Source organism: Duganella sp. BJB476, from assembly GCF_003416895.1.
Lineage (GTDB): Bacteria > Pseudomonadota > Gammaproteobacteria > Burkholderiales > Burkholderiaceae_D > Rugamonas.
Window position 1 is genome coordinate 133,892 of sequence record NZ_QVIO01000010.1, and the last position, 14,500, is coordinate 148,391.

The 14,500-nt window shown below is 64.1% G+C and carries 17 protein-coding genes; 10 read left to right on the forward strand and 7 right to left on the reverse strand.

The genetic code is table 11. The features are described from left to right. Nucleotides 1–6 precede the first annotated feature (6 nt). Genes D0T21_RS28940 through D0T21_RS28955 form a run of 4 tightly spaced genes read right to left on the reverse strand, consistent with a single transcriptional unit; the run spans nucleotide 7 to nucleotide 3,828 of the window. Complete coding sequence (locus tag D0T21_RS28940) at nucleotides 7–831, reverse strand: EI24 domain-containing protein (protein WP_116993356.1); 825 nt, start codon at nucleotides 829–831, stop codon at nucleotides 7–9. Further along, nucleotides 831–1,826, reverse strand: a complete 996-nt coding sequence (locus D0T21_RS28945) for a sterol desaturase family protein (RefSeq protein ID WP_116993355.1) — start codon at nucleotides 1,824–1,826, stop codon at nucleotides 831–833. The genes D0T21_RS28940 and D0T21_RS28945 overlap by 1 nt, the downstream gene beginning before the upstream one ends. After that, nucleotides 1,823–2,857, reverse strand: a complete 1,035-nt coding sequence (locus tag D0T21_RS28950) for a polysaccharide deacetylase family protein (protein WP_199538607.1) — start codon at nucleotides 2,855–2,857, stop codon at nucleotides 1,823–1,825. The genes D0T21_RS28945 and D0T21_RS28950 overlap by 4 nt, the downstream gene beginning before the upstream one ends. Beyond that, nucleotides 2,857–3,828: a cytochrome D1 domain-containing protein gene (locus D0T21_RS28955; protein ID WP_116993354.1), complete on the reverse strand. Its 972-nt coding sequence runs from the start codon at nucleotides 3,826–3,828 to the stop codon at nucleotides 2,857–2,859. Before D0T21_RS28955 ends, D0T21_RS28950 begins: the two co-directional genes overlap by 1 nt. Nucleotides 3,829–3,969: 141 nt before the next feature. On the opposite strand from D0T21_RS28955, the gene D0T21_RS28960 reads away from it, so the two are divergent. After that, nucleotides 3,970–4,326, forward strand: a complete 357-nt coding sequence (locus D0T21_RS28960; protein WP_116993353.1) for an FKBP-type peptidyl-prolyl cis-trans isomerase — start codon at nucleotides 3,970–3,972, stop codon at nucleotides 4,324–4,326. Between the two features lie 9 nt (nucleotides 4,327–4,335). On the opposite strand, the gene D0T21_RS28965 is transcribed toward D0T21_RS28960, so the two are convergent. Next, on the reverse strand, nucleotides 4,336–5,115 hold the full coding sequence (locus tag D0T21_RS28965; RefSeq protein WP_116993352.1) for a hypothetical protein: 780 nt from the start codon (nucleotides 5,113–5,115) through the stop codon (nucleotides 4,336–4,338). 186 nt (nucleotides 5,116–5,301) lie between these two features. Between D0T21_RS28965 and D0T21_RS28970 the strand changes: the two genes are divergently transcribed. Continuing rightward, nucleotides 5,302–5,607 carry an HU family DNA-binding protein gene (locus D0T21_RS28970; protein WP_328595527.1) on the forward strand — a complete coding sequence of 102 codons (306 nt, stop codon included), beginning with the start codon at nucleotides 5,302–5,304 and terminating at the stop codon, nucleotides 5,605–5,607. 187 nt (nucleotides 5,608–5,794) lie between these two features. Next, entirely contained in the window at nucleotides 5,795–6,046 is a 252-nt protein-coding gene (locus D0T21_RS28975) for an acyl-CoA-binding protein (RefSeq protein ID WP_020705202.1), read from the forward strand. Between the two features lie 97 nt (nucleotides 6,047–6,143). Here the strand turns inward: D0T21_RS28975 and D0T21_RS28980 are convergent, their stop codons facing one another. Next, the gene (locus D0T21_RS28980; protein WP_116993351.1) at nucleotides 6,144–6,425 is read right to left on the reverse strand and encodes a polyhydroxyalkanoic acid system family protein; all 282 of its coding nucleotides are present in this window, start codon (nucleotides 6,423–6,425) and stop codon (nucleotides 6,144–6,146) included. Between the two features lie 210 nt (nucleotides 6,426–6,635). Between D0T21_RS28980 and fdxA the strand changes: the two genes are divergently transcribed. The 7 genes from fdxA (at nucleotide 6,636) to nth (ending at nucleotide 13,265) form a co-directional block, all read left to right on the forward strand. Beyond that, entirely contained in the window at nucleotides 6,636–6,959 is a 324-nt protein-coding gene (gene fdxA / locus D0T21_RS28985; protein ID WP_008445669.1) for a ferredoxin FdxA, read from the forward strand. A gap of 110 nt (nucleotides 6,960–7,069) precedes the next feature. Further along, on the forward strand, nucleotides 7,070–8,137 hold the full coding sequence (locus D0T21_RS28990; protein WP_116993350.1) for an NAD(P)/FAD-dependent oxidoreductase: 1,068 nt from the start codon (nucleotides 7,070–7,072) through the stop codon (nucleotides 8,135–8,137). Nucleotides 8,138–8,352: 215 nt separating this feature from the next. Beyond that, complete coding sequence (locus tag D0T21_RS28995; protein WP_116993349.1) at nucleotides 8,353–9,588, forward strand: polyhydroxyalkanoate depolymerase; 1,236 nt, start codon at nucleotides 8,353–8,355, stop codon at nucleotides 9,586–9,588. Nucleotides 9,589–9,694: 106 nt separating this feature from the next. After that, nucleotides 9,695–10,123, forward strand: coding sequence for a MarR family winged helix-turn-helix transcriptional regulator (locus tag D0T21_RS29000; protein WP_116993440.1), 429 nt, complete (start codon nucleotides 9,695–9,697; stop codon nucleotides 10,121–10,123). Continuing rightward, nucleotides 10,116–11,876 (forward strand): chloride channel protein, encoded by a 1,761-nt coding sequence (locus D0T21_RS29005; protein WP_116993348.1) that lies wholly within the window; start codon nucleotides 10,116–10,118, stop codon nucleotides 11,874–11,876. The genes D0T21_RS29000 and D0T21_RS29005 overlap by 8 nt, the downstream gene beginning before the upstream one ends. A gap of 34 nt (nucleotides 11,877–11,910) precedes the next feature. Next, nucleotides 11,911–12,621 (forward strand): electron transport complex subunit RsxB, encoded by a 711-nt coding sequence (gene rsxB / locus D0T21_RS29010; RefSeq protein WP_116993347.1) that lies wholly within the window; start codon nucleotides 11,911–11,913, stop codon nucleotides 12,619–12,621. Further along, the gene (nth, locus tag D0T21_RS29015) at nucleotides 12,618–13,265 is read left to right on the forward strand and encodes an endonuclease III (protein ID WP_116993346.1); all 648 of its coding nucleotides are present in this window, start codon (nucleotides 12,618–12,620) and stop codon (nucleotides 13,263–13,265) included. Before rsxB ends, nth begins: the two co-directional genes overlap by 4 nt. Here nth and proB read toward each other — a convergent pair. Further along, entirely contained in the window at nucleotides 13,262–14,380 is a 1,119-nt protein-coding gene (proB, locus tag D0T21_RS29020) for a glutamate 5-kinase (protein WP_116993345.1), read from the reverse strand. The genes nth and proB overlap by 4 nt on opposite strands. Between the last annotated feature and the right edge of the window lie 120 nt (nucleotides 14,381–14,500).

Genomic DNA, 14,500 nt, shown 5'->3' on the forward strand with positions numbered 1-14,500 from the left:
CTTTCTTTAAAGGGTGATTTCCGCCGGAGCGGCAGCCTGGGCGCGCAGGCGCGCCAGCGCATCGAGACAATAATACGCAAACCACAAGCCGGTGAAGATAAAAATCAGCACGTACAGCCAGATCGACGCCGCCGCCAGGAAGGGGAAGAACACCACCGCCAGCACCGTGCCGCCCAGCCAGATCGCGCCCGGCAAGGCGCCGGCCGCGCCCGAGATCACGCCGATCGCCAGCAAACGCCAGCGGTGCTCGGCCAGGATCTGGCGGCGCTCCTCGGCCGTGGCGTAGTCGGCCAGCGCGTCGTACACCATCACGCGGCAAGTCAGCCAGCCCCACAGCAGCGCCTGCACGATGATGGCCAGCGGCGGAAAGAAATACAGCGGCAAGGTCAGTATCCACAGGCCGATGAAGATCGCCATGCCGCCCAGCGCGGTAATGGCGCTGCCGACCAGGCTGCCGCCTTTGCGCTGCTCCAGCTGCGGATAGTGGCGCAGGCCGACGTGGCGGCCGATCAGCGGCATCGCGATCACGCCGATGAAGATCAGCGCGGTCAGTATCATCAGCGGCAGGAACAGCAGCATGGCGATCAACGGCGGCATCACGGTTTTCAGCACGGCCAGCCCCAGCGAAGTGAGCAAGTTGCCGGCCGGCGTGAACAGGTTGTGCTCGGAGAATTGCGCATGCACGAAATCGATCAGCGGTTGCAGCCAGAAATACAGCGCCATGGCCCACACGCCAACCGCCAGCAGGAAAGGCGCCAGGCTCATCGCCAGCATCTTGCCGTGCCATTGCGACAGGAAGGCACGGCCCCAGGAGCGGAGTACATTCGTCATCAGACTACATCCTTGCGTGCGTATTCAACCATGCGCTTGAGGCCCAGCCATTGCTGCGCCCAGAAACCCTTGCCGTACTCGCGGCCCGGTGTGACGACGCCCTGTGCGTCGGTCTGCGGCAGCTGGTCGCGGATGCCGGTGGCGACAAATGCCGGCGTGAAATTGGCGGTGCGGAAAATGATGTCCCAGATGGGCAGCAGCACGGCGAAATTGCAGCCGCCCAGCGTGCCCTTGCCGTGCGATTCATGGCCGACGCCGATCGCGTGGTGCATGCGGTGGTAGCGCGGCGACACCAACAGCCATTCGCCGACACGGCCGAAGTGGATGCGCACGTTGGCGTGCTGCAGGCTTTGCAGGATACGCGACACCGACACCAGCATCACATACTGCGACGGCTCGACGCCGATGCACAGCGCGATCACGCCCATGTAGACGTCGCGCAGCAGGTCATCGAGCAAATGGTTGCGGTTGTCGCTCCACAGGTTCATGTTCTGCTGGCTGTGGTGCAGGCCATGCAAGCCCCACCACCAGTTGAACTGGTGCGAGGCGCGGTGGTACCAGTAATCGAAGAAGTCCAGCACCACGAAGTAGACCAGGAAACTGCCCAGCGGGCTGATGCCCGGCCACAGCGTCTCCAGGTTGAGCGGCTGGAAGCTTTTAAAGCGCAGCATCGCGGCCACGCTGTCCATCATCGGATCGAGCGTGAAGAAGATCAGCACCGAGAACAGGCCGATGCGGTGCAGCACGGTGTAGATGAAGTCGGTCCGGCGGGCGTGCGGATCGGTGAACTTGTGCACCGGGATCATCGCCTCCAGCGGACGCAGCACCAGGAACAGCAAGGTCAGCTCCAGCATGCCGATCAGCAGCCACTCGGTGCCCTCGAACGCTTCCTCGATAAATTCGCCGAAGCCGAGCTGGAACACCAGCGGCTGTATCACCGTCTCGAACAACCAGCCTTGGGCCACGCCCAGCCAGTCGGAAATTAATTGCATCATTTGTGCTTGTTGAACTGTGAAAGATAGTCGGGATGCTCGCGCAGCGTGGCGAAGCAATAGCCCTTCTGCTCCAGGCCGCTGATCAGCGGCTCCAGGTTGGCCGGCGCCCACGCATCCTTGCGCGACCAGATGCCCATGTGGGCGACGAAGATGTCGCCGTCCCGCAAGTCGCGCAGGGACTTCTGCAACAATACCGCATTCGGGTAGGCCGTGCTGGAGAGCTCGTCGCCGGAGAAGCCGGCAGGCGCCCAGCCCACATGCGCGTAGCCGCAGGCCTGCGCCGCCGCCAGCGAACGCGGCGTGGTGCGGCCGGCCGGCGCGCGCCAGATCGGATCGAGGTGCTTGCCGGTCAGTTCGACGAAACGCTGGTCGACGCGCTTGATTTCCTCGCAATACTGCGCGGGCGTCAGCGAGCGCAGCTTGCCGGCCTGCGCGCCGAAGCCCGGCTTGACCTGCAGTGCGCCGTCGGCGCCGTCCTTGACCAGCACATCATGGTCGAAGGTGTGCGAACCGATCGCATGCCCTTCGGCCACGCGGGCCTTCCAGTAGGCCGACCACGACGGGTCCAGCGAGTAATCGCCGTTGATGGTTTTCTCGTTGGCCAGGAAGAAGGTGGCCTTGATCTGGTGACGGTTCAGCGTGTCCGCGATCAGCGCCGCCTGGGACTGGCTGCCGGTGTCGAAAGTCAGGTAGATGGTGCCCTTGCAGGCGCTGTGGCGCAGCACGGCCGCTTGCGGCTTGGCGCCTGCGCCTGCCGCAACGGACGCGACGGCTACGGCCGAAGCTGCGGGAGCCGCCGACGCAGCTGTCGCGGCGGCGGCGGCTGCAGCGGCGATGCCGGCCGCCTTGGCTTCGGCCGCGCGCCGCGCCGGGCCGTTGAGGCTGCGGGCATGGGCATTGGCGGCGCGGGCGGCGTCGTTGAGCTCGCGCGCGTCGCTATTGGTCGCGTTGGCCGCCTTGGCGCTGTCGGCGGCCTGCACCGCCGGCGTAGCCGCCAGCGCCAGCAAAGTGAGGGCGGCGGCGGCGTTCATTACATGCGCTGGGCGGAGTTGAAGAAGAACACGCCGTGCGGCGAGCGTCCCACCGGGATCAGCTTGGTCACCTTGCGGGTGGCCAGGTCGATCACAGCCACTTTCTTGATCCAGCGCAGCGTGACCCACATGGTCTTGCCGTCGGCGGTGATCTCCATGCAGTCCGGGCCGCCGGGAACATTGATCTGGCCGACGTTTTCCAGCGTCTTCTGGTCGATGATGTTAATCGAGTTCGACACCCGGTTCGACACATAGGTCAGGCGGCCGTCGCCGGCGGCGCGGAAGTTGTGCGCGCCCTGGCCGGTCTTGATGCGCTTGACGGTTTTCTGGGTTTTCCAGTCGATCACTTCGACGTAATCGCTGCCCATGATGCCGACCAGCAGGTACTTGTCGTCCGGCGTCATGGCGATACCGGCCGGCAGCTTGCCGACCGACATGGTCCACTTCAGCGTCTGCGTGCTCAGGTCGATGGCGCTGATCTGGTCGCTGCCCTGCTGGGTGATGAACACCATATTGCTGGCGGCGTTGAAGGCCATGTGGCTGGGCAGCTTGGCCAGCGGGATGCGCTTGGCCAAGGTCAGGTTGGCGCCGTCGTATTTGTACAGGTCGACGCGATCCAGGCGCAGCGAGTTCGACACGAACCACTTCTGGTCCGGCGAGAAGCCGATCTGGTAAGGGTCGAGGATGTCCTTGATGGTGCGCTGGACTTGGCCGCTCTTCGGATCGAGGAAGATCAGTTCGTTGCCCACCGAGCTGGCGACGATCAGGGACTTGTTATCCGGGGTCGACATCAGGTGGTGCGGCTCTTTGCCGACCGGGAAGGTGGACAGGTCTTTGTAAGTGTCCTGGTCCAGCAGCTGCACAGTGGCGTCGCGCGAGTTAAGCACAACCACTACGTTGGCCTGCGCGCTGCTGATGGCAGTGACGGCGCAGACACAGGAAAGCACGATACGGCGGAAACTACGGAGCATGTAAAAATCGCTTGAAAGAGCAAAACGTTTATTTTACGTGCAAACTGCGCCGGGACGAGACAAATGCCGCAATTATTCCTTGCTGCGGGCGCCCTGCTACAATTCGGGGCTATCTTTTAACGTCTCCATAGAAGGAAAATCATGTCCACCATTACCACCGACTCCGGCCTGCAATACATCGAACTGACCGAAGGCGAAGGCGAAGTCGCCAAAGCCGGCCAGAACGTCACCGTGCACTACACCGGTTGGCTGCGCAACGACGACGGCACCAAGGGTGCAAAATTCGACTCCAGCAAGGACCGCAACGATCCATTCGAGTTCGCCCTGGGCGCCGGCATGGTCATCCGTGGTTGGGATGAAGGCGTGCAAGGCATGAAAATCGGCGGCGTGCGCCAGCTGATCATCCCTGCCGACCTGGGCTACGGCTCGCGCGGCGCCGGCGGCGTGATCCCGCCGAACGCCACGCTGATTTTTGATGTAGAACTGTTGGGCGTTTAATTACGTTCGCTAGCGCTGCCAGTTCCTGCGCAGCGCTTCTAGCTCCGCTCGCGTGTCGAGCATGCCGCCGACGATGCGCTGGTCGATCGCTTCCAGCAGCGCCGTCGGCATGTCGGTGCCGCCCAGGCCGTAAGCGCCCGGCGCCGGCAACGGCCGCGCATTCTGCACCAGCACCGGGATCCGCCATTCATCGCTGATGCGGCAGGCTATCCCCACCAGATCCTGGCTCAGGCCCACCAGCGTAAAGCTGCGGCAGTACCCTCCCTCGTTCGATAGAAAACTCAGCCCCACCCGCACCTCGCCCTCCGACGGCGCGGCGCCGCCCATCTGCTGGCTGAGTGCGTTGGCCAGCCGGCCCTGCGCGACCAGCATGCCGTTGCGGCTGGCGACGGTGGTCGGCGCCACCGCCGGTTCGCTGAACCAGCCCGGCTGCCAGCGCGCCAGGCCGAATTTGCCGGCCGCCAGGCCCAGTACCATGACCAGCGCCAGCGCGCTCCATTCCAGCCAGCCCCATTGATGCCTGGCCGCCTTGCGCGCGGCCTGCTGCTGCGCAGCGCGCTGCGCGCGCACCGCCGCCAGCTGCACCACCTTGGCATGGCGCGGATGGGAACCCAGTTCGACGCCGGACGGCGCCTGGTCGGCGTACACCTCGTCGCGCGCGGCGCGCAGGCGGGCCACGCGGCGGGCGATGCTGCTGTCGCGCCGCATAGCGGACTCGACGGCGAGGCGCAAGGCGTCGTCCAGTTCGCCGTCGGCATATGCAATCAAAGTCTCGTCTGAAAAGGTCATGATTCCTGTCCCGGATCGTCCCATCATAAACCTTTTTGCAGCGCGATGCGGGTCCGCGCGCGCCGCGTAGCGCCAGTAAACACGGGGGTTTTATTGCAGTGCAGCGTGGCGCGGCAGCTACTGTAAGGGCTACTTCGTACAGAAACCATTACATTTGACAATATTTATGCTAATCTGCGCGCTCTAATAACCAAGGAGGTAGTAATGAAAAAAGGCGAATTGATTGCAGAATTTGCGAAACGCACTGAAGTGTCCGCTGCTGCCGCCAACGGTGCAGTGAATACTCTGATCGCCATCATCACCGAGCGTCTGAAAAAAGGCGACACGGTAGGCATCACCGGCTTCGGCACCTTCTCCGTAGCGAAACGCGCTGCTCGTAAAGGCCGCAATCCTGCAACCGGCGAAGCGATCAAGATCGCTGCGTCGAAAACTCCAAAATTCTCGGCTGGCGCGACCCTGAAGTCGGCAGTCAACCCGACGAAGAAGAAGTAAGCAGGCGCTTCGGCACGCGGCGTTCGCGTCGCAGTGCCAGTGCCCGCCAGGGCACCGGAAACGGCGGTACATGCCAGGTCTTCGGACCGGCCTGTCCGCCGTTCTGTTTTTGAGGAGTCCCTCTAGCGGTTTTGGCGGCGGCTGCGGGTATGATGGCGGCTACCCCCTACCTACCCGAGGAGAAGTGATGAGTTTAGAAGAGCAATTCGCGCAAGCCCAGCTGGATTCGAAGAACCTGCCTGAGCGCCCGGACAACATGACGCTGCTGAAAATCTACGCGCTGTTCAAGCAAGGTTCGGCGGGCGACGCCAGCGGCGACCGTCCAGGCATGACCGATTTCGTCGGCCGCGCCAAGTTCGACGCCTGGGCCGCGCTGCAAGGCACCTCGCTGGACGAAGCGAAACAGCAGTACATCGACCTGATCGAAGGTCTCAAATAAAACCGCGGGGTCAAGTCTGACATTCGGACACGGCCTCTGCTGTAACACGACGTTACAGCAGAGGCCGTGTCCGAATGTCAGACTTGACCCCACGCTGTTATGCGGCGGTGAACACGCGCTGCATCTTGTCGGCCACCTTGGCCTCGATCTGCGACGAGAACGCGCTGAACAGGAAGCCCAGCGCGATATGCAAACGCGCCTCTTCCGGCAGCAAGGTCAGCGATCCGCTGACGCCGCTGCGCTCGAAACGCAGCACATCGCCATCCCACACACATTCCAGATCAAATTGCTCGGCCAGCTTGTCGGCCACTTCCTGGGCGGCCGCGCGGGCCGGTTCCAGCGCCAGGTGGTGCTCCTGGACGATGTTGATATCAGCCATCCGGCATCCTCTTGTATGAAAAGGCGCCATGATGCCAGTTGCGCCGCAGCCGCGCCAGTCCGCGCCACAACGCATTTGCTTATATGTATTGTATATAAGCGCAATTTGTGAGAAATAGCGAATTACCTTAAAATACAGTGCTTTGCTGAGGTTAGCCGGGCCATCCCACCGCCGCCGACGCCGCTGCACACCAACATTGATAGGACTGTTATGACCCACGTTGTCACCGAATCTTGCATCAGCTGCCGCTATACGGACTGCGTCGATGTTTGCCCGGTAGATTGTTTCCGCCAAGGCCCGAACTTCCTCGCGATCGACCCTGACGAGTGCATCGACTGCGCCGTGTGCGTGGCTGAATGCCCGGTCAACGCGATCTTCGCCGAAGAAGACGTGCCTGGCGACCAGCAGCAATTCATCAAGATTAACGTCGACCTCGCCCGCAACTGGCCTTCGATTACCAAGACTATCCCTCCGCTGCCGGAAGCGGACCAGTTCAAGGACGTCAAAGAAAAACTGCACCTGCTGGTACGCTAAGACGCCCGTCTGGCGAGGCAGCCCGGGGCAGCGCCTTCCGCGTCCGCTGGCAACAGCCGCCGCGCAGCCCAGTGTTGCCTAACCATTATTGAAATAACAGGAAACCACGTATGAATAGCACTGTCACCTCCCCTGGCGTCATCGAAGCCGATGCCGTCATCATCGGCGCCGGCCCGGTCGGCCTGTTCCAGGTCTTCGAACTCGGCCTGCTGGAAATCAAAGCCCACGTGATCGATTCGCTGGGCGCGGTGGGCGGACAGTGCGTGGAACTGTACCCGGACAAGCCGATCTACGACATCCCGGCCGTGCCTTCGTGCACCGGCCAGGAACTGACCGACAACCTGCTCAAGCAGATCGAGCCGTTCGAGCCGACCTTCCACCTGGGCCAGGAAGTGACCAAGGTCGCCCGCCGCGACGACGGCCGCTTCGACGTCGAGACCAGCGCCGGCACCGCCTTCATCACCAAGACCATCTTCATCGCCGCCGGCGTCGGCTCGTTCCAGGCCCGCACGCTGAAAGTGGACGGCATCGAAGTGTTCGAAGGATCGCAGCTGCACTACAAGGTCAAGGATCCTGCCCAGTTCGAAGGCAAGAACCTGGTCATCTGCGGCGGCGGCGACTCCGCGCTGGACTGGGCGCTGAATTTCGTCGGCAAGGCCGAATCGGTGGTTCTGCTGCACCGCCGCGAGGATTTCCGCGCCGCGCCAGCCTCGGTCGCCAAGATGAAAGCCTTGTGCGATGAATACGAAATGCAACTGATCATCGGTCAGGCCACCGGCCATGAAGTCGACGCCGACGGCAAGCTGTCGCAGCTGAAAGTGACCGGCGCCGACGGCGTCACCCGCCGCGTGCCGCTGGACATGCTGCTGGTGTTCTTCGGCCTGTCGCCGAAGCTGGGTCCGATCGCCGAATGGGGCCTGGACATCGAGCGCCGCCAACTGAAGGTGCAAAACACCGAGAAGTTCGAGACCAACGTGCCGGGCATCTTCGCGGTGGGCGACATCAACACCTATCCGGGCAAGAAAAAACTGATCCTGTCGGGCTTCCATGAAGCCGCGCTGGCCGCCTTCGGCGCCGCGCCGTACATCTTCCCGGACAAGAAGATCCACATGCAATACACCACCACTTCGCCGAAACTGCACAAGGTTCTCGGCGTCGAAACCCCGGTCTTCGACTAAGCATCAGCAAGTGTCCTACACAAAAGCAGCGGAAACGCTGCTTTTTTTATTGGTTCGGCGGTATTATTATTTGACCACGGCCCTATTGTGGATAATACGTAGGCTTGCCCGAGGGTACTTTGGAATGCTTTACGTCACGAACAATTATTCTATAATTTGGCTTATGATGTAAGGTATTGGTGCATCGCACCAAGCTCTTGACTCCAGGAATAAATATGCTCTACCACCTGCACGAAATGCACCGCTCGTTCCTGACGCCTCTGATGCAATGGGCCGACGCGTCCTCCAAGATGTTCACCAACCCGGTCTCGCCATTGGCGCACACGCCATTTGCCCAGCGCATCGCCGCGGGCTACGAGCTGATGTACCGCCTGGGCAAGGACTACGAGAAGCCGGCGTTTGAAATCGACAGCACCGAAGTCAAGGGCGAAACCATCGGCATCATCGAAGAAGTGGTGTCGAACAAGGCCTTCTGCCGCCTGATCCACTTCAAGAAAGACCTGGACGCCAAGCAGACCAAGGCCCTGAAACAGCCGACCGTGCTGCTGGTGGCGCCGCTGTCCGGCCACCATTCGACGCTGCTGCGCGACACCGTGCGCGGCCTGTTGCATGACCACGACGTTTTCATCACCGACTGGACCGATGCGCGCATGGTGCCGCTGTCGGAAGGCGCCTTCCACCTGGACGACTACATTTTCTACGTGCAGGACTTCATCCGCCAGCTGGGCCCGGACGTGCACGTGATTTCCGTCTGCCAGCCGACCGTGCCGGTGCTGGCGGCGATTTCGCTGATGGCCACCGCCAAGGATCCGGCGCTGCCGAAGACCATGACCATGATGGGCGGCCCGATCGACCCGCGCCGCTCGCCGACGCAGGTCAACAACCTGGCCACCGAAAAGAAATTCTCGTGGTTTGAAAACACCGTGATCTACGCGGTGCCGCCGAACTATCCGGGCTTCGGCCGCAAGGTCTATCCGGGCTTCCTGCAGCACGCCGGCTTCATCGCCATGAACCCTGGCCGCCACGCGCAGAGCCACCGCGAGTTCTACATGCACCTGGTCGAGGGCGACGACGAGCCGGCCGACAGCCACCGCAAGTTCTACGACGAGTACAACGCCGTGCTGGACATGCCGGCCGAGTACTACCTGGACACGATCAAGACCGTGTTCCAGGACTTCGCGCTGCCCAAGGGTACGTGGATGGTCGGCGGCAAGCTGGTGCGTCCGCAGGACATCACCACGGTGGCGCTGTTCACCGTCGAAGGCGAGCTGGACGACATCTCCGGCGCCGGCCAGACCCAGGCCGCGCACGACCTGTGCACCGGCATCCCGGCCGACATGCAGCAGGACTTCGTGGCGCCGCAAGCCGGCCACTACGGCATCTTCTCCGGCCGCCGCTGGCGCGAAGTGGTGTGCCCGAAAATTACCGAGTTCATCAAGAAGCACGGCTAAGCGCCCCTGCTCCGCAAAATCCCTGCCTCGGCGGGGATTTTTTTTACCCGGATAAAATATATCATGTTGTGATATATTGTGCGCTTTCATACTCAGCGCCGCCGCCATGCCCTCACGCTCCCCGCCTCCGCTCGCCAAGTCCGACTTCGCCGCGCTGTCCGAATTCCGCTACCAGATGCGGCGCTTCGAACGCTTTTCCGAAGACGTGGTGCAGGCCAAAGGCATCACGCCGCTGCAGTACCTGCTGCTGCTGCACATCAAGGGCTATCCCGGCCGCGACTGGGCCACCGTCGGCGAACTGGCCGAACGCCTGCAAGCCAAGCCGCACGGCGTGGTGGCGCTGGTGTCGCGCTGCGAGGCCGTCGGCCTGGTCGAACGCCGCCCCGGCAGCAGCGACCGCCGCCGGGTCGAAGTCCACTTGCTCAAGGAAGGCGAGGCCATGCTCAGCCAGCTGGCCGAGCTGCACCGCGCGGAACTGCTGTCGCTGGACGGCGTCTTCACCATCCCTAAACTCAGCCAGGACGACCATGAATAACTACGACGCCCGCCGCGATTTCGACGGCAGTTCCCGGCTGGTGCTGATCGCCGCCATCGCCGCCGTGGTCGGCGCGCTCAGCACCGTGACCGCCGACCTGCTGCTGCACGCGATCAACTTCTTCACCAATCTGTTCTTCTTCCAGAAATTCTCGACCGCGTTCACCTCGCCGGCCGCGCACACGCTGGGCGCCTGGGTAATCGCGGTGCCGGTGATCGGCGGCCTGGTCATCGGCCTGATCGCGCGCTACGGCACCGAGGCGATACGCGGCCACGGCATCCCGGAAGCGATCGAGGCCATCCTGTTCAAGAGCAGCACCATGTCGCCCAGGGTGGCCGTTCTCAAGCCGCTGGCCTCGGGCATCGCCATCGGCAGCGGCGGCCCGTTCGGCGCCGAGGGGCCCATCATCATGACCGGCGGCGCGGTCGGCTCGCTGATCGCCCAGCACTTCCACCTCAGCGGCGCCGAGCGCAAGGCCCTACTGGTGGCCGGCGCCGTGGCCGGCATGACGGCCATCTTCGGCACGCCGATCGCCGCGCTGCTGCTGGCGGTGGAGCTGCTGCTGTTCGAACTGCGCCCGCGCAGCCTGGCGCCGGTGGCCGTGGCGTGCGCGGTGGCGGGCTTCCTGCGCCCGCTGCTGCTCGACGCCGGACCACTGTTCCCGCTGCATACCGAAGCGCTGCCGCCGTCGGCGCTGCTGTCCTGCCTGATCGGCGGGCTGTTGTGCGGCGCGCTGGCCTGGCTGCTGTCGACCGCGCTGTACCGGGTCGAGGACGGCTTCCACAAGCTGCCGCTGCACTGGATGTGGTGGCCGGCGCTGGGCGGGCTGGCGGTCGGCATCGGCGGCTTTTTCCAGCCGCGCGCGCTGGGCGTGGGCTACGACGTCATCGCCGACCTGCTCAACAACCACCTGGCCGCCAGCGCCATCGCCGCCCTGCTGCTCGTCAAGGCCGTGATCTGGCTGCTGGCGCTGGGCTCGGGCACCTCCGGCGGCGTGCTGGCGCCGCTGCTGATGCTGGGCGCCGGCCTGGGCGCGCTGCTCGGCCCCTACCTGCCCGGCGGCTCGCCGGCCGTATGGCCGCTGGTGTTCATGGCCGCCACGCTGGGCGGCATGATGCGCGCGCCGGTGATGGCGGTGGTGTTCGCTTTCGAGCTGACTCACGACGTCAATGCCCTGCTGCCGGTGCTGGCCACGTCCACCGTGGCTTATGCGTTCACGGTGATCACCATGCACCGCTCCATCCTGACCGAAAAGATCGCCCGCCGCGGCCATCACATCTACCGCGAATACGGCATCGATCCGATGGAGCGCCACAGCGTGGCCGAAGTCATGACGTCCGTCCCCGTCAGCATCGACGGGCAGGCGCCGATCGCCGACGTGTTGCTGAGCCACTTCGGCCCGGCGCAGCGGCACCGCGCCTTCCCCGTCACGCGCGACGGCGCGCTGCTCGGCATGCTCGACCGCGCGGCCCTGGACAGCGAACGCGCCGCCGGCGCGCAGCACGTCTACGAGCTGTTCGGCGTGAACGTGCCGATCTTCGCGCTGGCCGACGAGACCTGCCGCGCGCTGGCGACGCGGCTGGCGGTGCACCAGCTGGAGCGCTTGCCGGTGGTCAGCGACGCGCACACGCGCCAGCTGATCGGCATCGTCAGCCGCAGCGACCTGATCAAGCCGGCCCTGAGCCTGCACGCCGAGGAGCTGGAGCGGCAGACCGTGCGCCGCGTGTGGCCGTCGAAACCGCGCTCCGAATAAGGTTTTTGGCGCCGGGCGGTGCAGATATCGGATAATGTCGTTTTATCGCAATGAGTTCGCCGTGCAGCCCACCGCCCCCACCACCTTAGCCGACCGCATCGAAGACGTCCTGCCGCAAACGCAGTGCACCAAGTGCGGCTACGACGGCTGCCGTCCGTATGCGGAAGCGATCGCCGCCGGCGCGGCGGAGATCAACCAGTGCCCACCCGGCGGCGCGGAAGGCATCGCCCGGCTGTCGTCGGTGACGGGCCGCAAGGTCATTCCGCTCAATCCCGTCAACGGCCTGGAGCGGCCGCGCGCGGTGGCCTACATCGACGAGTCGCTATGCATAGGCTGCACGCTGTGCATCCAGGCCTGTCCGGTGGACGCCATCGTCGGCGCGGCCAAGCTGATGCACACCGTCGTGCCCGACCTGTGCACCGGCTGCGACCTGTGCGTCAACCCATGCCCGGTCGACTGCATCGTCATGTACCCGGTCACCGAGACCACCGGCTGGGCCGCCTGGCGCCAGGCCGACGCCGAAGCAGCGCGCGAACGGCACGACTTCCGCACCCTGCGCCTGCAGCGCGACAAGGACGAAAACGACGCCCGCCTGGCCGCCAAGGCCGAAGCCAAGATGGCGGCGGTACACGCGCTCGATCCGGCCGACGCCGCCGGCGAAGCCGAGAAGGAACGCAAGCGCGCCATCATCGCCGCCGCAATGGAACGCGCGCGCCTCAAAAAAGAACAGAACCAACAAGAATGAATCCAGCCAAACGCTACGAAATGTTCGTGCGCTTCCGCGCCGCCAATCCCAAGCCTGAAACCGAACTTGAATATACGACGCCGTTTGAACTGCTGATCGCCGTGCTGTTGTCGGCGCAGGCGACCGACGTCGGCGTCAACAAGGCCACGCGCAAGCTGTACCCGGTGGCGAACACGCCGCAGGCCATACTGGATCTGGGTGAGGAGGAATTGAAGACCTACATCCAGACCATCGGCCTGTACAAGACCAAGGCCAAGAACGTCATTTCGACGTGCAGGATGCTGGTGGAGTTGCATGGCGGCGAAGTGCCGCGCGACCGCGAATCGCTGGAAGCCTTGCCGGGCGTGGGCCGCAAGACCGCCAACGTGGTGATGAACACAGCCTTCGGCGAACCGACAATGGCGGTGGATACGCACATCTTCCGCGTCTCCAACCGCACCGGCCTGGCGCCGGGCAAGAACGTCGACATCGTCGAACAGAAGCTGCTCAAATTCGTGCCGAAGGAATTTTTACAGGATGCCCACCACTGGCTGATCCTGCACGGCCGCTACACCTGCAAGGCGCGCAAGCCGGAGTGCTGGAACTGCATGCAGCTAGACTTGTGCGACTACCGCAGCAAGACGCCTGCGCCAGACGGCATTTAAACCAGTACGAGGTTGTCTCGGTGGATCAGTTCCTGGCCTTCGACGAAGCCCAGGATGGATTCGATCTCGCTCGATGGCTTGCGCATGATGCGGCGCGTTTCGGCGCTGGTGTAGTTCGACAGTCCACGCGCTACCGGCGCGCCGTCCGCGCCGACGCAGGTGATCACCGCGCCACGTCCGAACTCGCCCTTCACTTCCACCACGCCGATCGGCAGCAGCGACTTGCCTTCCTTGCTCAGCTTCTGCACCGCGCCGGCGTCCAGCACCACCTGGCCCGCCGTGTGCAGGTGATCTGCCATCCATTGCTTGCGCGCCGTCAGGTGGCCGGTCTGCGCGGCCAGCTCGGTGCCGATCGCTTCACCACTAGCCAGACGCCCCAGCACATTGTCTTCGCGGCCATAGGCGATCACCGTATGCGCGCCCGACTTGGCGGCGCGCTTGGCCGCCAGGATCTTGGTCAGCATGCCGCCGCGTCCCAGGCTGCTGCCCGCGCCGCCGGCCATCGCCTCCAACGCCAGATCGCCTGCGCGGCCGTGTTGGATCAGCACCGCCGCCGGGTCCTTGCGCGGATCGGCGCTGAACAGGCCTTGCTGGTCGGTCAGGATGATCAGCGCGTCGGCCTCGATCAGGTTGGCCACCAGCGCGCCCAGCGTGTCGTTGTCGCCGAACTTGATTTCATCGGTGACCACGGTGTCGTTCTCGTTGATGATCGGCACCACGCCCAGGCGCAGCAAGGTGGTCAGGGTCGAGCGGGCGTTCAGGTAGCGTTCGCGGTCGGCCAGGTCGGCGTGCGTCAGCAGCACTTGCGCCGTGCCCAGCTGGTGCGCGCGGAAGCTGGTTTCATAGATCTGCGCCAGGCCCATCTGGCCGACGGCGGCGCAGGCCTGCAATTCGTGAATGTCGGTGGGGCGCTGCTCGAAGCCCAGGCGCAACATGCCTTCGGCGATGGCGCCGGACGAGACCAGCACCACTTCCTTGCCCAAGGCCCGCAGGCCGGCGATCTGCGCGGCCCAGCGCGCGATGGCGGCGTGGTCCAGCCCACGGCCGTCGTTGGTAACCAGCGACGAGCCGACCTTGATGATGATGCGGGTAGCTTTTTGGATGACAGAATTCATGGACACGGGCTTTACAAAAGCGTTCTCAAAACAAGCGTATGGGGTTCAGTGCTGTGATTTGGCGGGCGGTTTGCCCTGCTTTGCCGCTAACGGTCGCCGGCCCTGCGGTGGCAGGACGGC